Annotated in this window: 16 protein-coding genes and 1 other annotated feature; all 16 genes read left to right on the forward strand. The window is 45.9% G+C overall.

All coding sequences use genetic code 11. From position 1 onward, the window contains the following. Positions 1-60: 60 nt before the first annotated feature. Positions 61-2,319 (forward strand): endopeptidase La, encoded by a 2,259-nt coding sequence (gene lon, locus AC5W2J_RS09060; protein ID WP_496059649.1) that lies wholly within the window; start codon positions 61-63, stop codon positions 2,317-2,319. Next, a complete protein-coding gene (yihA, locus tag AC5W2J_RS09065; protein ID WP_496059149.1) occupies positions 2,316-2,903 on the forward strand; it encodes a ribosome biogenesis GTP-binding protein YihA/YsxC in 588 nt (195 codons plus the stop codon). Before lon ends, yihA begins: the two co-directional genes overlap by 4 nt. A gap of 228 nt (positions 2,904-3,131) precedes the next feature. Further along, a complete protein-coding gene (gene hemA, locus AC5W2J_RS09070) occupies positions 3,132-4,532 on the forward strand; it encodes a glutamyl-tRNA reductase (protein ID WP_496059150.1) in 1,401 nt (466 codons plus the stop codon). Positions 4,533-4,547: 15 nt separating this feature from the next. Continuing rightward, on the forward strand, positions 4,548-5,378 hold the full coding sequence (locus AC5W2J_RS09075) for a cytochrome C assembly family protein (protein WP_496059151.1): 831 nt from the start codon (positions 4,548-4,550) through the stop codon (positions 5,376-5,378). Positions 5,379-5,413: 35 nt separating this feature from the next. Then, positions 5,414-6,346 carry a hydroxymethylbilane synthase gene (gene hemC / locus AC5W2J_RS09080; protein ID WP_496059152.1) on the forward strand — a complete coding sequence of 311 codons (933 nt, stop codon included), beginning with the start codon at positions 5,414-5,416 and terminating at the stop codon, positions 6,344-6,346. Further along, the gene (locus AC5W2J_RS09085) at positions 6,343-7,125 is read left to right on the forward strand and encodes a uroporphyrinogen-III synthase (RefSeq protein ID WP_496059153.1); all 783 of its coding nucleotides are present in this window, start codon (positions 6,343-6,345) and stop codon (positions 7,123-7,125) included. The genes hemC and AC5W2J_RS09085 overlap by 4 nt, the downstream gene beginning before the upstream one ends. Continuing rightward, positions 7,118-8,104, forward strand: coding sequence for a porphobilinogen synthase (gene hemB, locus AC5W2J_RS09090; RefSeq protein ID WP_496059154.1), 987 nt, complete (start codon positions 7,118-7,120; stop codon positions 8,102-8,104). Before AC5W2J_RS09085 ends, hemB begins: the two co-directional genes overlap by 8 nt. 114 nt (positions 8,105-8,218) lie before the next feature. Further along, positions 8,219-9,508 carry a glutamate-1-semialdehyde 2,1-aminomutase gene (hemL, locus tag AC5W2J_RS09095; RefSeq protein ID WP_496059155.1) on the forward strand — a complete coding sequence of 430 codons (1,290 nt, stop codon included), beginning with the start codon at positions 8,219-8,221 and terminating at the stop codon, positions 9,506-9,508. Between the two features lie 66 nt (positions 9,509-9,574). Further along, positions 9,575-9,796 (forward strand) — a binding site (T-box leader). Between the two features lie 66 nt (positions 9,797-9,862). After that, positions 9,863-12,508: a valine--tRNA ligase gene (locus AC5W2J_RS09100; RefSeq protein ID WP_496059156.1), complete on the forward strand. Its 2,646-nt coding sequence runs from the start codon at positions 9,863-9,865 to the stop codon at positions 12,506-12,508. Between the two features lie 81 nt (positions 12,509-12,589). Next, entirely contained in the window at positions 12,590-13,885 is a 1,296-nt protein-coding gene (locus AC5W2J_RS09105) for a bifunctional folylpolyglutamate synthase/dihydrofolate synthase (RefSeq protein WP_496059157.1), read from the forward strand. A gap of 88 nt (positions 13,886-13,973) precedes the next feature. After that, entirely contained in the window at positions 13,974-14,735 is a 762-nt protein-coding gene (locus AC5W2J_RS09110; RefSeq protein WP_496059158.1) for a prepilin peptidase, read from the forward strand. A 37-nt stretch (positions 14,736-14,772) separates the two neighbouring features. After that, a complete protein-coding gene (gene radC, locus AC5W2J_RS09115) occupies positions 14,773-15,465 on the forward strand; it encodes a RadC family protein (protein ID WP_496059159.1) in 693 nt (230 codons plus the stop codon). Between the two features lie 233 nt (positions 15,466-15,698). After that, a complete protein-coding gene (locus AC5W2J_RS09120) occupies positions 15,699-16,745 on the forward strand; it encodes a rod shape-determining protein (protein WP_496059160.1) in 1,047 nt (348 codons plus the stop codon). A gap of 17 nt (positions 16,746-16,762) precedes the next feature. Next, the gene (gene mreC, locus AC5W2J_RS09125) at positions 16,763-17,695 is read left to right on the forward strand and encodes a rod shape-determining protein MreC (RefSeq protein WP_496059161.1); all 933 of its coding nucleotides are present in this window, start codon (positions 16,763-16,765) and stop codon (positions 17,693-17,695) included. Beyond that, positions 17,695-18,216, forward strand: a complete 522-nt coding sequence (gene mreD / locus AC5W2J_RS09130; protein WP_496059162.1) for a rod shape-determining protein MreD — start codon at positions 17,695-17,697, stop codon at positions 18,214-18,216. The genes mreC and mreD overlap by 1 nt, the downstream gene beginning before the upstream one ends. Before the next feature lie 80 nt (positions 18,217-18,296). Continuing rightward, positions 18,297-18,998, forward strand: a complete 702-nt coding sequence (gene minC, locus AC5W2J_RS09135; RefSeq protein ID WP_496059163.1) for a septum site-determining protein MinC — start codon at positions 18,297-18,299, stop codon at positions 18,996-18,998. The last annotated feature ends 42 nt before the right edge of the window (positions 18,999-19,040 follow it).

Genomic DNA, 19,040 nt, shown 5'->3' on the forward strand with positions numbered 1-19,040 from the left:
GAATCAAACAATAGAACGATACCGCTTTTACCGCTCAGGGGACTTCTTGTTTTCCCAACCATGGTGCTTCATCTGGATGTGGGAAGAGACAAGTCTGTCCAGGCACTAGAGCAGGCTATGGTGGAAGACAGCGAAATATTACTCACAAGCCAGGTGGATTTATCAGTGGATGAACCGGGAGCAGAGGACATGTATCAGGTAGGTACAATGGCCAAAGTGAAGCAGATGCTGAAACTTCCAAACGGCACGATCCGCGTATTAGTGGAAGGGCTGGAACGGGCGAAAATTGAACGATTTACACAAAAAGAAGAATACTTTCAGGTGGAAATGTCCATCCTGTCCAATGTAGAAGAAAGCAATCCATCCGAAGAGCTCGCGTTGATGCGTAACGCTCTTGAGCAATTTGAAGAATATATCCGTTTATCCAAAAAAGTATCCAAAGAAACCCTGCAATCCGTGCAGGACATTGCGGAACCGGGCAGGTTTGCGGACATTGTCAGTTCCCACCTCCCACTGAAAGTTGCTGAAAAACAGGAGCTGCTGGAGACGGTTTCTGTTAAAAAGAGGCTGCAGCGTATTCTGGATATACTAAACAATGAAAAAGAAGTTCTCGGCCTGGAGCAGAAAATCGGCCAGACGGTAAAAAAATCAATGGAAAAAACGCAGAAAGAATACTACCTGCGCGAACAAATGAAAGCTATTCAAAAAGAATTGGGCGACAAAGACGGCAAAGACGGAGAGGTTGGAGAACTTCGGGAAAAAATCGAACAATCCGATATGCCGGAGCAAGTACTCGCAAAAGCCTATAAAGAGTTGGACCGCTACGAAAAGATGCCGTCCACGGCTGCGGAAAGCTCTGTTATCCGCACTTATATCGAATGGCTGACTTCGATTCCATGGAAAGAAGAAACGACGGACCGTTTGGATGTTAATCATGCCCAGGAAATTCTTGACGAGGACCATTACGGTTTGGAGAAAGTAAAAGAACGGGTGCTTGAACATTTAGCTGTGCAGGAGCTTACCAACTCGCTGAAAGGGCCTATTCTCTGCCTCAGCGGCCCGCCGGGTGTCGGAAAGACATCGTTAGCTAAATCGATTGCCCGTGCACTCGAACGCAAGTTTGTCCGTATGTCCCTTGGCGGTGTCCGCGATGAAGCGGAAATCAGAGGCCACAGGCGTACGTATGTAGGAGCAATGCCGGGCCGTATCATCCAGGGGATGAACAAAGCAGGCTCTACCAACCCCGTGTTCCTATTGGATGAGATTGATAAAATGGCCAGTGATTTCAGAGGAGATCCGTCTTCAGCGATGCTTGAAGTGCTGGATCCTGAACAAAACAATTCATTCAGCGATCATTATATTGAAGAAACGTATGACCTTTCCAAAGTACTGTTCATTACGACAGCCAATAATATTTCCGCTATTCCGGGACCTCTTTTGGACCGCATGGAAATTATTCCGATTGCAGGCTACACCGAGCTTGAAAAAGAGCGGATTGCGATTGATTATTTATTTCCCAAGCAGCTGGAAGCTCACGGCCTGACGAAAAGCAAACTGCAGATTAAAGATGAATCGATGATGAAATTAATCAGGTACTATACAAGAGAAGCAGGAGTCCGCAGCCTGGAACGAGAAATAGCCAAAGTATGCCGGAAAGCTGCAAAGAAAATAGTAGCAGGCGAGAAAAAGCGTGTCGTTGTCACAGAAAAAACGATTGAAGAAATGCTCGGCCGTCCTAAATTCCGATACGGCCAGGCGGAGCTTGAAAACCAGGTAGGAACAGCAATGGGACTTGCTTACACTACTGCCGGAGGTACCGTTTTATCGATCGAAGTGTCGCTTGCAAAAGGAAAGGGCGAGCTAAGCCTGACCGGAAAGCTTGGAGACGTGATGAAGGAATCGGCACGTGCTGCTTTCAGCTATACGAGAGCAAACGCCGAGCGCCTGGGTATCTCTCCTGATTTTTACAAGCAGTACGATATTCATATTCACGTGCCCGAAGGTGCTACGCCAAAAGACGGCCCGTCGGCAGGGATTACGATCGCAACTGCTTTAATATCTGCTTTTACCGGCAAGCCGGTTAAAAAAGAAGTCGGCATGACCGGAGAAATTACGCTGAGAGGCAGAGTTCTTCCAATCGGCGGCCTCAAAGAAAAAGCAATGAGCGCCCATCGTGCCGGATTAACAACTATCATTATTCCAAAGGATAATGAAAAGGATTTGGAAGACATACCGGAGAGCGTGAGACAAGGGCTTACCTTTATACCGGTAGCCCAGTTAGATGAAGTATTAGAACATGCGTTGGAGGAAAAAGAATGAAAGCCAATCAAGCAGAGCTTGTGATTAGTGCAGTAGCAGAAGAACAGTATCCCGCAATGGATCTTCCGGAGATTGCAATGGCCGGAAGGTCCAATGTAGGGAAATCTTCTTTTATCAATACCTTGCTTAACAGAAAAAACCTGGCCAGAACCTCGTCCAAGCCGGGAAAAACACGGACGCTTAATTTTTATTTGATCAACGAAATACTGATGCTCGTAGACGTGCCGGGATATGGTTACGCAAAAGTCTCCAAGACAGAACGAGCAGCATGGGGAAAAATGATTGAAACGTATTTAGGAGAACGCGACCAGCTTTGCGGGGTTACGCTTATTTTAGATGTACGGCATGCGCCGAGCAGTGAAGATGTAAGAATGTATCAGTATTTAAAGCATTTCGAGCTTCCTGTAGTTATCATAGCTACAAAAGCAGATAAAGTAACAAAAAATAAACGCCCCAAACATGTGAAACAGATAAAAGATACGCTGGGACTGCATAAAGAGGATTCAGTCGTATTATTTTCCTCGGAAACCGGTCAGGGTAAAGAAGAAGCCTGGGGCGCTATTAACAGACTTAGAGCAAAATAAGGCTGGAGCGAGATGTCGTTTGCTGTTCACATTTCTTTTTTTCGTTTATAATAAATCATGTTATAATAGAATTATTCTAAATAAGAAAAACGTTCAGCTTCTTTAATATGAACGAAAAAAATGGTATAACTATAAGAGTATGAAAGCGTATGTAAAAAAGTAAAATGTTACGGCATACTTACATTCTCTGTGAAATAGTGCAGCTTATTTATTAGGGGTGAACAATACATGCATATTCTCGTTGCAGGATTAGATTATAAAACAACCCCTGTTGAGATCAGGGAACAGCTTGCTTTCCAGGATGGAATGCTGCCGGAAGCTCTCCAAAGCCTGAGTGGAATGAAGAGTATTCTGGAATGTACGATTATTTCCACCTGTAACCGCACGGAAGTATACGCTGTTGTTGATCAGCTTCACACAGGGCGTCATTATATTAAACAATTTCTTTCCCAATGGTTCGATCTTCCAAAAGAAGAGTTCGGCCCTTATTTAACGATTCGTGAAAATGATGCTGCTATTCAGCATCTATTTAAGGTGGCAACTGGTCTCGATTCGATGATTCTAGGAGAGACGCAGATTCTCGGCCAGGTGAAGAACAGCTTTTTCACTGCCCAGGATGCAGGAGCTACGGGAACTATTTTTAACGAATTATTTAAACAGGCTATTACATTTGCCAAAAAAGCCCACAATGAAACGGAAATCAATGATAATGCCGTTTCGGTAAGCTATGCAGCCGTTGAGCTGGGCCATAAAATATTTGGGGATTTCTCGAATAAACATGTCCTGATTCTCGGTGCAGGCAAAATGAGTGAACTGACGGCCCGCCATTTGTATTCAAGCGGCGCGGCGGAAGTGACCGTTTTAAACCGGACGTATTCAAAAGCAGCCGAGCTGGCCGACCGTATTTTCGGCCGGGCGCTGGGGATGGATCATCTTCAGCAGACGCTTGAAAACGCAGATATCGTCATTTCTTCCACTGGTTCAAAAGAATATGTGATCGATCGCAAAATGATGGAAACGGCTCTGAAAAAGAGAAAAGGACGCCCTCTGTTTATGATCGATATCGCTGTTCCAAGAGACCTCGATCCGGAGTTAAACGATCTGGACAATATTTTCCTTTATGATATAGACGACCTTCAGGGAATTGTGGAGTCCAATCTTTCAGAAAGGAAAGTCGCAGCAGCTAAAATAGAAGAGATGATGAAAGGGCAGCTGCTCCAGTTTAAAGACTGGGTGGAGACGCTTGGCGTCGTGCCTATCATTTCAGCTCTGCGCAGCAAGGCCGTGTCTATACAGGCGGACACGATGGACAGCATCGAGCGGAAGCTTCCTGACTTAACAGACAGAGAACGTAAAATTCTGCGTAAACACACAAAAAGCATCGTGAATCAAATGCTTCGTGATCCTATTATGCGTGCAAAAGAATTGGCCGCTGAACCGGATGCAGAGCAGTCTCTGGCTTTATTTACAGAGATTTTTGCCCTCGAAGAGGAAATCGCTTCTGCTAAAGAAACAGAAACGAGCCGACAGAACCATAACATGCAGATAGAAGAAGATAGAAAAATAGCATCAAAAAAGCCGGCTTTGCTTCCTTACGCTTATGCTAAGGATGTTACTCTCCGAGTATGAGAGGAGTTTTCGTAGATGGTTGCTGCAGCTAATATTATTTATGTCGTGACCATTGTTCTATATAGTTTGAGCCTGCTTGGCTACTTTTTTGATTTTCTGCAGACGAACCGGAAGGCAAACCGAGCTGCCTTCTGGCTTCTCACTGTGGTCTGGCTGCTGCAGACCTCATTTTTTATTATAAGAGCTGTGCAATACGATAGACTTCCCGTTATTACACCCTTTGAAGGGTTATTTTTTTATGCATGGCTTTTAGTAACTTTTTCCTTAATCATCAATCGGCTGTTTCGAGTCGATTTCCTCGTTTTTTTTGCCAACGTTATTGGTTTTGTGATGCTTGCTTTCAGCTTGTTTGCACCCGACGGTGATATACCTAATGAGTTAAATGAGCTCCTTATTTCAGAGCTGTTGATTATACACGTGACGTTAATCATTATTTCCTATGCTGCCTTTACGCTCGGCTTTGCTTTTTCGAGCCTTTATCTGCTGCAGCATAAGCTCTTGAAAAGAAAGCAGTGGGGAAATCGGCTTCTCCGGCTTGAGAATCTGCCTAAAATGGAAACTCTTACTTTTTACTCCACTGTAGCCGGGGTGCCGTTATTAATGATTGGCATCATTTTAGGATTCATCTGGGCAAGCATTCAATTTCAAACCCTGCCGTGGATGGATGCTAAAGTGATTGCTTCCACTGTACTGCTTTTAGTGTACAGCTGGTATTTATATCTTTGGGCTGTTAAGGACCGAAGGGGTTATAATATGGCAGTGTTAAATATTATTGGATTTTTACTGCTGTTAACCAACTATTTTCTTTCAAGTGAACTGACCGAATTTCATATGTGGTATTTATAAAATAGGAAAATACTATAGACGATGTGGAGGATGACATGAGAAAAATTATTGTAGGCACAAGAAAAAGCAATCTCGCGATAAAGCAGGCAGAGTGGGTCATTGATGCCTTAAAACGTGCTGGTGCACCATATGAATTTGAAATGAAAAAAATTGTAACAAAAGGCGATAAGATTCTGGATGTAACCCTTTCAAAAGTAGGGGGCAAAGGCCTTTTTGTAAAAGAGATTGAGCAGGCAATGACGGACGGGGAAATTGATTTTGCCGTACACAGCATGAAAGACATGCCGGGAGAGCTCCAGGAGCAGTTCACGCTCGGAGCTATTACCAACCGGGTGGACCCAAGAGACGTATATATTGCCAACGACCATGTTCCTTTTTCTGAGCTTCCGGCAGGAGCCGTTGTGGGCACAAGCAGCCTCCGCCGCTCCTCCCAGATCCTGGCAAAACGTCCCGATTTAAAAATTCAGTGGATCCGTGGAAATATTGAAACGAGACTCCGTAAACTCAGGGAAGAAAATTATGATGCGATTATTCTGGCAGCAGCCGGCCTGGAACGAATGGGCTGGGATCCGGAAATGGTGACAGAGTTTCTTGATCCGGATATCTGCCTGCCGGCAGTCGGACAGGGAGCGCTCGGTATCGAGTGTCGTGCTGATGATGACGAGGTTATTTCCCTTCTGCAAAGCATCCATGAAATCGAAGTAGCCCAGAGGGTACGTGCAGAAAGAGCCTTTCTGCAGGCAGTAGAAGGCGGATGTTCTGTACCGATAGCAGGTTATGCAACGATGGAAAAAGAACAGATTTACCTCACCGCTCTAGTAGGAACACCTGATGGCAGAATCATTCTCCAGGAAAAAAGAGAAGGCACGGATCCGGAGAAAATCGGCAGGGAAGCTGCAGAAACGCTCCTGGCCCGAGGAGCCAAAGATATACTCGATGATGTGAGAGCAGAGCTGGATAATCAGTGAGTCTTTCCTTAAATGGAAGCCGGGTTCTGATAACAAGACCTTCTCATCAAAGCGATCTGCTGGCGCACCCTATCGAAAGCAGTGGAGGCAGACCGGTTATTATTCCGCTTATTGAAGTGGCACGGCTGCCTTTTTCCGAAGAAGATCTGGAAAAAATAAAAACCATTCATACGTACGAATGGTTTGTTTTTACGAGTGTAAATGCGGTACATTATTTTATGGAAGCACTGAAAGAGCATGATCAGTTTTTTCCTGACCATGTTAAAATAGCGGCCGTTGGTTCTAAAACCGCACGTGCTCTTACAGACGCTGGAGTCTCTGTAGAGATGATACCGCAGGCGTATACCGCTGAATCTTTGGTGGAGGCATTGTCTCCTGTAATAAAAAGCGGAAGCCGCATTCTTTTTCCGAAGAGCCGTATCAGCCGTGACACGATTACAGCACGACTTCACTCTGAAGAGAAGCTCATTGATACGATTGATGTGTATACGACACAGCCGGTAACGGCTAATATAGATAGACTGCGCGATGCTTTTCTGCACAATAAGATAGACTTTATTACATTTACGAGCCCATCGGCCGTCAGAGCATGTATGGAGGGGGTACGTCTGCTTCCTGCTGAGCACTGGTGTGATATTCCGGTCCTCTCCATAGGACCGGTTACGACCCGGGAAGCAGAGCGGCATAGATTTAAGCATATACACACGGCAGATCCACATACGATTGAAGGAATGATGGAACTGCTTTTGAAACTTTCGAAGGAGGATTTTGATGAGTGATATACAGTTTCGGAGACACCGTCGTCTCCGCTCGACACCGGGAATTCGCAAAATGGTGCGGGAAAATGAAGTAAAAAAAGAAGATTTGATTTTTCCTATTTTTGTCGTGGAAGGGGAAAAAGTAAAAAATGAAGTACCTTCCATGCCGGGCATTTATCAGGTGTCTCTTGATATTCTGGTTCAGGAGACAAATAAACTGGAACGCCATGGTGTTCCGGCTGTCATGGTATTTGGCCTTCCCGATCACAAAGATGAGTATGGATCGCAGGCGTACGCTGCAGAAGGTATTGTACAGCGTGCAATCAGGGTCATTAAAGAAAACAATCCCTCATTAACTGTGATAGCGGATACGTGTTTATGCCAGTACACGGATCATGGGCACTGCGGTCTGATTAAAGACGGGGAAATTCTTAACGATGATTCCCTGAAACTGTTGACCGAAACAGCAGTTTCCCAGGCAAAAGCCGGAGCGGATATTATTGCTCCCTCCAACATGATGGACGGATTTACAGCGGCGATCCGTCGCGGCCTCGATGTAGCAGGATTCGTGCATACGCCAATTATGTCATATTCCGTTAAGTACGCTTCTGCTTTTTATGGTCCTTTCCGGGATGCTGCCCACAGCACGCCTTCCTTCGGGGATCGGAAAACCTATCAGATGGATCCGGCAAACCGTGAAGAAGCACTGCGGGAAGCCCGTTCCGACGTAGAAGAGGGTGCTGATTTTCTGATTGTAAAGCCGGCACTTTCCTATCTTGATATCATGAGAGAAGTGAAAGATGCCACCGGTTATCCTGTAGTAGCCTACAACGTATCCGGGGAGTTTGCGATGCTTAAAGCTGCAGCCCAAAACGGATGGATTGATGAAAAAGCAGTAGTGATGGAAAAGCTTGTCAGCATGAAACGGGCGGGCGCTGACCTGATTGTTACGTATTTTGCATTAGACGTGGCAAAATGGATTGATGAAGAACTGTATTAGAAGTTACTGCCTGACTGCCTTGCAGCAGGCAGTTTTTCCTTATTAAAGAAAGGTCGCAGGTGAAAGCGGCATTTGTTATCCTGAAAGTAGATTATAAAAAGGGAAGTGACAGCGATGAAATCCTATGAAAAATCCACAGCTGCTTTTGAAAAAGCAAAACCGTTAATGCCGGGCGGTGTAAACAGTCCTGTTCGTACATACAATTCGGTGGGACATCCTGCCGTGTACATGCAGAGCGGAAAAGGTTCCAAAATAACCGACCTGGATGGAAATGAATACATCGACTATGTTTTGTCATGGGGCCCGCTTATTTTAGGCCATGCCCAGGATCATGTCGTGGAGCAGTTAAAGGCAGTAACCGAAAAAGGAACAAGCTTTGGTGCGTCTCACGTGATGGAAATTAAACTTGCCGAGCTCGTTATTGATAGAGTGCCTTCTATCGAAGTCGTTCGAATGGTTAATTCCGGCACGGAAGCAACAATGAGTGCTCTCCGCCTGGCCCGCGGTTTTACCGGACGTGACAAGATTCTTAAAATGGAAGGCTGTTACCATGGGCACGGAGACTCTTTATTAATTAAAGCCGGTTCCGGTGTTGCTACGCTTGGCCTTCCGGATAGTCCCGGTGTTCCGGAATCGGTTGCCTCCAATACGTTGACCGTGCCGTACAATGATCTGGACAGTCTGCAAAAAGCATTCGACGAATACGGGGATGAAATTGCTGCCGTTATATTGGAACCGGTCACAGGCAATATGGGTGTGGTGCTTCCGGAAGAAGGATTTTTGGAAGGCGTCAGAGACATTACGAACCAACATGGCAGCCTGCTGATCTTCGATGAAGTAATGACAGGCTTCAGAGTCGGCTATCACTGCGCTCAGGGTGTTTATAACGTAACGCCTGACATAACGTGTCTTGGGAAAGTTATTGGCGGAGGACTGCCTGTAGCAGCTTACGGCGGCAGGCGCGATATTATGGAACAGATAGCGCCGAGCGGCCCGATTTATCAGGCTGGTACCCTGTCAGGAAATCCGCTTGCGATGACAGCCGGATTTGAAACGTTAAACCAGCTGAAGCCGGAAGACTACGAGACGTTTGACCGTCTTGGTACACTTCTGGCCGACGGCCTGCATGAAGCGGCCCAAAAGCATGGTATTCCTCATCATATTAACAAAGCAGGATCAATGGTTGGCTTCTTTTTCACAGATGAAAAAGTCGTTGATTTTAAAACGGCCAAAACGTCGGACCTGGAAATGTTTGCGGCATACTTTAGAGAAATGATGGCCCAGGGTGTTTCCCTTCCTCCTTCTCAATTTGAAGGGATGTTTCTTTCTACTGCCCATACAGAAGAAGATATTGAAAACACGGTAAAAGCCGCCGAAAAAGCTTTTTCCGTGATTAAAAAATAAAAGTAATTTGCATTGACTGACAGGCAGGGCTCTGCTTAAAATAGAAGCATACCAAACAGCATAAATAAGAAAGCATAGATAGGGAAGAGTACGGATGACGCGCTTGTACAGAGAGAAGGCAGCCCAGCTGAAAGGCCTTTCCTGTGCGGATCCCGAAGGTCGCCCCGGAGCTTTTCCTCTGAAATGAAGTAGGAGGAGACGGCAGGTACCGTTATACCTAAGTGTGTGACGCTGGCAGACAGCGGCACAAATAAAGGTGGTACCGCGTAAACTCTTTTCGTCCTTTGCAGACGAAAAGAGTTTTTTTATTTGCACAAAAAGCAAGCTGACTTTCTACTAAAGGAGAACGATAAAATGGATAAGATCAACCAGACCGATATGCCGACCAAGTACGATCCACAGGCGACCGAAGCCAAATGGTATCCCTATTGGACGGAAGGGGAGTTTTTCAAAGCCGAAGGCAGTGGGGATAAAGAACCGTACACGATTGTTATTCCGCCTCCTAACGTTACCGGAAGGCTGCATTTAGGTCATGCCTGGGATACGACCCTGCAGGATATTATTTCCCGTTTGAAGCGGATGCAGGGCTATGACATGCTCTGGCTTCCCGGCATGGATCATGCCGGAATTGCCACGCAGGCTAAGGTCGAAGGAAAGCTGAAAGAAGAAGGGACGAACCGGTATGAAATGGGCCGGGAGGCGTTTCTTGAGAAATCGTGGGAATGGAAAGAAGAGTATGCCGATTTTATCCGGGAGCAGTGGTCCAAAATCGGCCTGTCCCTGGATTATTCCAGAGAGCGGTTTACCCTGGACAAAGGCCTGTCGGATGCGGTTCGTAAAGTGTTTGTCACGCTATATAATAAAGGGCTGATCTACCGCGGGGAATACATTATTAACTGGGATCCGGATACAAAGACGGCTCTCTCAGATATAGAAGTTATCTACAAAGACGTGCAGGGTTCTTTTTATCATATGGCCTATCCATTGGCGGACGGCAGTGGATCGATTGAAGTTGCGACCACGCGTCCGGAAACGATGCTCGGCGATACAGCAGTCGCGGTACATCCGAAAGACGAACGCTATGCGCATCTGATCGGCAAAAAGGTAGAGCTGCCTATTGTAGGACGGGAAATAGAGATTGTTGCAGATGATTATGTAGAAATGGATTTTGGATCCGGTGCCGTAAAGATTACGCCGGCGCATGATCCCAATGACTTTGAAATGGGCAACAGGCATAACCTGGAGCGTGTCCTTATCATGGACGAGTCTGGAAAAATGAATGAAAACGCCGCGAAATATGAAGGGCTGGACCGCTTTGAATGCCGCCGTCAAATTACAGCTGATCTTAAGGAGCAGGGCGTGCTGTTTAAAGTGGAAGACCATATGCATTCGGTCGGGCATTCGGAACGAAGCGGCGCCGTTGTAGAACCGTATTTATCCACGCAGTGGTTCGTAGATATGAAGCCGCTTGCTGAAAATGCGATTGCTCTGCAGCAGAAGGAAGAAAAAGTACATTTTGTGCCGGAACGTTTTGAAAAAACGTACCTGCACTGGCTTGATAACATCAGGGACTGGTGCATTTCGAGGCAGCTGTGGTGGGGCCATCGGATTCCTGCCTGGTACCATAAAGAAACAGGCGAAATGTATATCGGCATGGAAGAACCGGCGGACGCTGAAAACTGGGTACAGGATGAAGACGTGCTGGACACATGGTTCAGCTCAGCGCTTTGGCCTTTTTCCACGATGGGCTGGCCTGACGAGCAGTCGGAAGATTTTAAACGATTTTACCCGACTAATGCACTCGTAACCGGATATGATATTATCTTTTTCTGGATTTCCCGGATGATTTTCCAGGGGCTTGAATTTACAGGGCAGCGTCCGTTTGAAGATGTGCTGATTCATGGACTGGTACGGGACAGTGAAGGCAGGAAAATGAGTAAGTCACTCGGCAATGGTGTTGATCCTATGGACGTCATTGAGAAGTACGGAGCCGATGCGCTGCGTTTCTTCCTTGCTACCGGTACAACCCCCGGAAACGACCTGCGTTTCCAGTGGGAAAAGGTAGAAGCCAACTGGAACTTTGCCAATAAAATCTGGAACGCTTCCCGCTTTGCGCTGATGAATATGGACGGATTGACTTATGAAGAAATCAGCCTGGAAGGCGAAAAAACAATGGCTGACCGCTGGATCTTGACAAGACTGCAGGATACGATTCAAAGCGTAACGAGGCTGATGGATCAATATGAGTTTGGAGAAGTTGGACGTCTGCTGTATAACTTTATCTGGGAAGATGTATGTGACTGGTATATTGAAATGGCAAAACTGCCGCTTTACGGAGACAGTGACGAGCAAAAGCAAATGACCCGTTCGGTGCTGGCCCACGTACTCGATCAGACGATGAGACTGCTGCACCCGATTATGCCATTTATTACCGAAGAAATCTGGCAGCACCTGCCTCACCAGGGAGATTCCATCACAGTAGCGGCATGGCCTGTTGTAAACCAAGACCTGGCTGATTCCGAATCCGTTGAGGATATGGAGCTGATCAAGCGTATCATCCGCTCGGTACGTAATACACGTGCAGAAATGAATGTAGCGCCGAGCAAGGAAATTGAACTGCTCGTTAATGCAGCTTCCGAGAAGGAACTGCAGCAGCTGCTGCGCGGACAGGAGTATCTGGAGCGCTTCTGCAACCCTGAAAAGCTTACGATTAATACAGGACTGCAGGCGCCGGAAAAATCCGTATCCCACGCATTGACCGGAGCAGACCTTTATATGCCTCTGGCCGGGCTGATCCAGCTGGACGAAGAGATTGCCAGGCTTCAAAAAGAAAAAGAAAAACTCGATAAAGAAGTAGAGCGGGTACAAAAGAAGCTTGCGAACGCAGGCTTTACGAGTAAAGCACCTGCCCACGTTGTGGAAGAAGAAAAGCAGAAACAGCAGGATTACGCAGATAAGCGGGATAAAGTGATTGCCCGCATGGAAGAACTGCAGCAATAAAAAAATAGCAGGGGGAGGCTTGAAAACCTCCCTTTTTTTCCTGCATTCACGGACAGCTTGAATAGAGAAACGAGGGATAGCATGCAGACGTATAGAGAAGCGAGAGATTGGCTGGAGGACAGAAAGAAATTTGGCATTCATCCGGGACTGGAGCGGATGAACCTGCTGCTGGAGGGCCTTGGCAATCCAGAGCGGAAAATGAAAAGTGTGCATATTGGAGGCACAAACGGAAAAGGGTCCACTACAGCTTTTTTAAGAAATATTCTGGAAGAGTCCGGGATGGAAGTAGGCACATTTACTTCTCCTTATATAGATACATTCAGAGAGCGTGTTTCCATTAATGGAGAGCCGATAAGTGAAGAAGCGTTTTTAGAAGCCGCGAATGTGGTGCGCCCGATTGTCGAAGCCGTAGAGAAATCACTATTCGGTCCGCCGACAGAGTTTGAAATTATTACAGCTATTGCCGCACGCTATTTTTCTTCGGTCGCTTTTCCTGATGTGGTCATATGGGAAGTAGGGCTTGGAGGCAGGCTTGATTCAACGAATACGATGCTTCCGCTTATCAGCGTTATTACAAATATCGGGCACGATCACCAGCACATACTTGGAAACACGATAGAGGAAATCACAAGAGAAAAAGCGGGAATCGTTAAATCAGGAGTCCCGTTAATTACGTGTGAAGAGAAACCGGAAAGCCTGGAAATTCTGGAAGAGGCGGTATCAGGAAAGTTTACAAAAATGTATCAGCTCGGCAGAGATTTTCACATTGAGAATGTAGAGGCCCATGAAGCAGGAATTACGTTTTCGTTTCAGTCATTGTTTTTGAAAAGGCTCGAGCGTGTGCAGCTATCCATGATGGGACCGCATCAGGCAAAGAATGCTGCCGCTGCTGTAATGGCCGCAAGGTACCTTAAAATGTATTATGCTTTTCCGGCAGAGGACAGTGATATCCTGCGCGGTCTTGAGAAAACGAGCTGGCCTGGACGACTGGAGATTAATCGGGAAAAACGAATTATCATTGACGGAGCACATAATAAAGAAGGCATGATGAGTCTTACAGAAGCGCTTCAGGCGCATTTTTCAAAGGACACCTTTCACTTTATTATCGGTACAACAAAAGAAAAAAATGCAGAGGATTTTCTAACCCCGCTCAAAAGCCTGAATACGGCTACGGTTTCACTGGCCGGTTTTGACTTTGAACGGGCAGCTGCTCCGGAAAGCCTGAACGTGCATGATCTTTCAGGGCAGCCCGGGACATATGCAGACTGGAAACAGGCAGTGAAAGCAGTAGAAGCACTGCGCCGGGAAGAAGAATGGCTCGTAATAACCGGTTCTTTGTATTTTATATCCGACGTACGTAAAGAATGGAAGCCCTGATAAGGGGCTTCTTTTTTTATAAAAAAACTTAAAATAGTCCTTTAGTTGTGGTATTATATAATCATGAAAAGAAAGGAGAACAAACTATGTGATTTTAATTTGGTACAGCTTCATTATAGGAATCGTCATGGGGTCATTTACGAATGTGGCCGGCCTTCGGCTTCCTAAAAAAGAATCGCTTGTTTACCCTGCTTCCCACTGTCCTTCATGCAGCCGCTCTATCGCAAAGAAAGATTTAATTCCGATTGTTTCTTTTTTTCTGCTGAAGGGAAAATGCCGGTTTTGCAGAAAAAGTATTTCTTTTCTTTATCCATGCATGGAACTCGGGGCAGGTGTATTGTTCGCAGCAGCCTTTTTACGGTTCGGATGGGGGTGGGAACTCGCGCTGGTCCTTATTGTTGTGCTGGTTCTCTGCGCGGCAGTAGTGAGCGATCTCGCGTACATGATTATTCCAGATCGGCTGCTGCTTGCAGGAACAGGAGCGGCAGCGGCCGTTAAACTGGCGGCCGGGCCGTTTAGTGCATTGGTTTTTTCTGTGTGGGACGGCCTGCTTATTTTTTCCGTGCTGTATGTATTTGCTTTTCTTACAAAAGGCGGGCTGGGCGGAGGAGATATAAAGCTGTTTGCTTTTATCGCGTTTGCTGTTGGATGGCCGGCAGCGGTTCTTACTATTTTTCTAGCTGCAATCGCCGGCACGGCCTGGGGAACATTCAGGCTCTGCACGAAGAAAATGAACCGGAAACAGTTGTTTCCATTTGCGCCATTTATCGCGTTTGCCTGCATAACTGCTGTTTTTGCCGACGGTACTTTTTACATCTGGTACAGTCGCTTGATTGGCCTATCCTCTTAATTTCCCCTCTAACTAACTTTGCGAAAAGGAGATATGCATGACTTCCCCCCTTATTTTTAAAGATATTCCTAAAACAGAACGACCTAGAGAAAAAATATTGAAAAATGGAGCCAAGTCGCTCTCTAATCTGGAACTGCTTGCGCTTCTGCTCCGGACAGGTACGAAAGAAGAATCGGTAATGGTACTTGCCCAGAGGCTTCTTTACACGTTTGATGATTTATCCTTTCTGAAGGAGGCTACACTTGAGGAGCTCCAGACGGTTAAAGGCATCGGAAAAGGCAAAGCAGCGGAATTGAAAGCTGCATTGGAACTGGGCCGCCGCTTGTATACATATAAAGCGGAAGAGAAATACACGATTCGTTCGCCGGAAGATGTAGCCGATTTTGTTATGGAAGAGATGAGGTTTCTAAAACAGGAGCATTTTGTTGTGCTGGCTCTGAATACGAAAAATCAGATTCTTCATAAACAAACCTTGTTTATCGGCAGCCTGAACTCAAGTATCGTACACCCGAGAGAAGTATTCAAAGAAGCGCTGCGTCGCTCCGCCGCTTCTATCATCTGCCTGCATAACCATCCTTCCGGAGATCCATCGCCGAGCAGGGAAGATATTGACGTGACAAAACGTCTTGCTGAATGCGGCAGGCTGCTGGGGATGGAAGTTCTCGACCATGTTATTATTGGAGATGAAACGTTCATTAGCCTCAAAGAAAAGGGACATATTACACAATAATAAGTAAAGAATGCCCCTGCCGCTTGATAGGCCGGGGCATTTTTTATATGTTAGCAAGAAAAAATAGGCAGATCTTCTCCTAAAAAAACACCAGGCGGGTCTATGTTTTTGGTTTCATTTTGCGTATAATGGAGAATAGTGGTTAAGATGATGAAATAAATCCGCAGTACAGCAGGATGCCGATCTGACACAGCAGCGTTGTAGATTTACAGGAACTGAAGGGAGATACATAGATGTTTGGTGGTTTTACAAAGGATTTAGCAGTAGATTTAGGTACGGCGAATACATTAGTATTTGTAAAAGGCAAAGGAGTTATTGTAAGAGAGCCCTCGGTCGTAGCGATCCGAAAGGACACGAATACGATTGAGGCGGTGGGTACAGCTGCCAAGAACATGATTGGAAGAACACCTGATAATATAGTGACACTCAGGCCAATGAGAGATGGAGTCATTGCCGACTTTGACACAACCACCACCATGATGAGGCACTTTATAAATCAAGCACAGAAAACAAAAAGCTTCTTCAGCAGAAAGCCGAACGTAATGGTATGTGTTCCCTCAGGGATTACATCAGTGGAAAAAAGAGCGGTGGAAGATGCCACCAGGCAGGCCGGTGCAAAAGAAGCTTATACAATTGAAGAGCCTTTTGCCGCAGCGATTGGAGCTGACCTGCCGGTTTGGGATCCTACAGGAAGCATGATAGTGGATATTGGCGGAGGTACGACAGAAGTGGCCGTCATTTCTTTAGGAGGAATCGTCACGAGCCAGTCTATTCGTATTGCCGGAGACCAGATGGACAGTGATATCACCCAGCATGTGAAAAAGACGTATAATGTGCTGATAGGTGATCGTACCGCTGAGTGGGTAAAAATGGAACTGGCTGCAGCACCTAAAGAAGCTGAAGAAAAGCCTTCTGAAATCAATGTCCGCGGACGAGATCTTTTAACCGGTTTTCCCAAAACCATTACACTGACTTCAGAAGAAATTACGGAAGCAATGAAAGAAACAATCGGTGCGATTGTAAATGCTGTTAAAAGCACATTGGAGAGTACTCCGCCTGAACTAGCAGCAGATATTATGGATCGTGGAATACTGCTGACCGGCGGAGGCGCCCTTTTGAAAAACATGGATAAGATACTAAGCGAGGAAACAAATATGCCTGTATATGTGGCTGAAAACCCATTGGACTGTGTAGCTCTTGGCACCGGTAAGGCGCTGGATAATATGGAGTTATTCCGTTCAAAAGACAATTCCTCGTTTAGTTCTTATCGAAACAAGTAGCAAAGCGGGTGGACAGGATGCCACAATTTATTAACAACAAACGATTAATTGTATTGATGGTTAGTATCATTATTTTAGTTGCTGTGATTGGCTTTTCCATGAGAGATAGAGAGAATATTTCTCTTCCTGAACAGCTTTTCCGGGACGGGGCAGGATTTGCCCAGTCTGTATTAAGCAAGCCGGCTTACATTGCTGTTGATTTCTTTAACGATGCAAGTCTGCTGATTAATGTGTATCAGGAAAATCAGACGCTGAAAGCAAGAGTGGATGAAGCAGCTTCTATCTCTGCCGAGCTTGCCAGTGTCCGTCAGGAAAATGAAACACTACGGGAAATGGTCGAGCAGGAAGAAAGCCTGACCGATTATTCCATCCGTTCTGCTCAGGTTATCCACAGGTCTCCGGATCACTGGACGGAAACAATAGGCATTGATAAGGGCTCACAAAATGGTATTGAGGCAGATATGGCGGTCATGACACCTGAAGGCCTGATTGGACGGGTCCAGTCCACATCTCAGTTTACTTCCACGGTCCAGCTGCTATCAGACAGCGACGATAACAACCGTGTTTCTGCCATGGTTACGACAGAAGAAGATCCGGTCTATGCATTTATTGAAGGCTGGGATGACGAGCGCGAAGGGCTAATGCTCCGCAAGATAGAATCGGATGCAGAAATTGAAGAAGGTCAGCTTGTCAGTACGTCCGGACTTGGAGGCATCTTTCCAAGAGGGCTTGCGATTGGGGAAGTTGTCAGCGTCGAGCCTGATGAATACGGCTTAACGTACAATGCCCTGGTGGAACCCGCTGCCGGTTTTTATAATATTGAGCAGGTAACAGTAATAGAGCGGAACAGCGAAAGCCTGGACGATGCTTTAGAAGAAGAAGCAGAAACATCAGAAGACGAGGAAGAGGAAGAAGAGCCGGTTGATGTGACAGAAGAGGGTGGAGGCTGATGGTTAGATATCTCCTGCCCTTTCTTGTGTTTTTTTCCTTTCTTATAGAAGGCACGTGGTTTCAAATCTTTGTAAACACGTCTTCAGGAGGAGTGGAATGGGTCCCGCGCTTTACCCTTCTCCTGGTTATCTTTACCTCCATTTACAGAGGGCCCGGAGCTGGAATTATACTTGGCTTATTTGCCGGCGCACTGTATGATCTTACTTATACGGATTTATTGGGATTGTATATTTTCAGCTTTGGGCTTGTAGCTTACTTATGCTCCTATCCATTTCGAGGCTTAAAAAGCAGTCTGATTCTTCAATTGTCTGTGGTGGTAGGAGCCCTCGTTATTTTTGAATGGATGACATACGGCATTTATTATGTTACAGACTATACAAATGTGATATTTGCCGACTTTTTTGTGTGGCGTCTTATGCCTTCCCTTCTTTTGAACACAGCAGCAGCTGCCCTTCTGTATCTGCCATTGCAGAAGCTTTTCACCTATATTGAAAAAAGTGAAAAAATATGGCAGAGGTAAATCATACGCATCAATTAAAAATAAGGCGGCCGGCAGGATAGTATGCGCCAGGCCGACAGTTTAGGATGAGGGGTGAAAAAATGGAACAAAGCTCCGGAAGCCAGTATATTACGATTAAAGGCACGAAGCAGGGCTTAACAATATTTCTGGATGATCAATGTGACTTCACTGAATTGATGAAAGGACTGGAAGAAAAAATCAGCAATGAACAACAGCTGGTTAACGACGGTCCTAAAGTATCAGTGAAAGTTAATGCAGGTTACCGTTATATTAAGGAAGAGCAGGAAAGAGAAATATCGAAAGTCCTATCAAAAACAGCGACGATTGAAATGAAAGAGCTTGAATCCTACGTCATGACAAAAGAGGAAGCCAAGCGAATTAGGGAAGAGGCCTCTATTACCTCTTTTTCAAGCATCGTCCGCTCCGGCCAGGTTCTGCGTGCCAAAGGCGATATCGTTCTTTTAGGGGATATAAATCCCGGGGGTACCGTAGAAGCGACCGGCGATATTTACGTACTCGGCGCATTAAAGGGAATTGCACGTGCCGGAATTGATGGGAAAAAAGACGCTGTGATCTGCGCTTCTATTATGAGGCCGAAGCAGCTGTCGATTTCAGATAAGTATTATCATGCTCCGGAACGCCACGAACAGCAGGAAGATCTTCTTTCCGAGCCGTTATACGCGTATTACGAGCAGGAAAAAGATGAAATTCTTTTTGAAAAAATGAAAGTATTGACGTATTATACGTCTCGAAGAGATAAGAAAACTGCCGATGTAAAGTAATAATCAGCAGCAAAAATCGTACCATAACAAATTTCATGTTTT

This window comes from Sinobaca sp. SA16-1 (genome assembly GCF_059510515.1).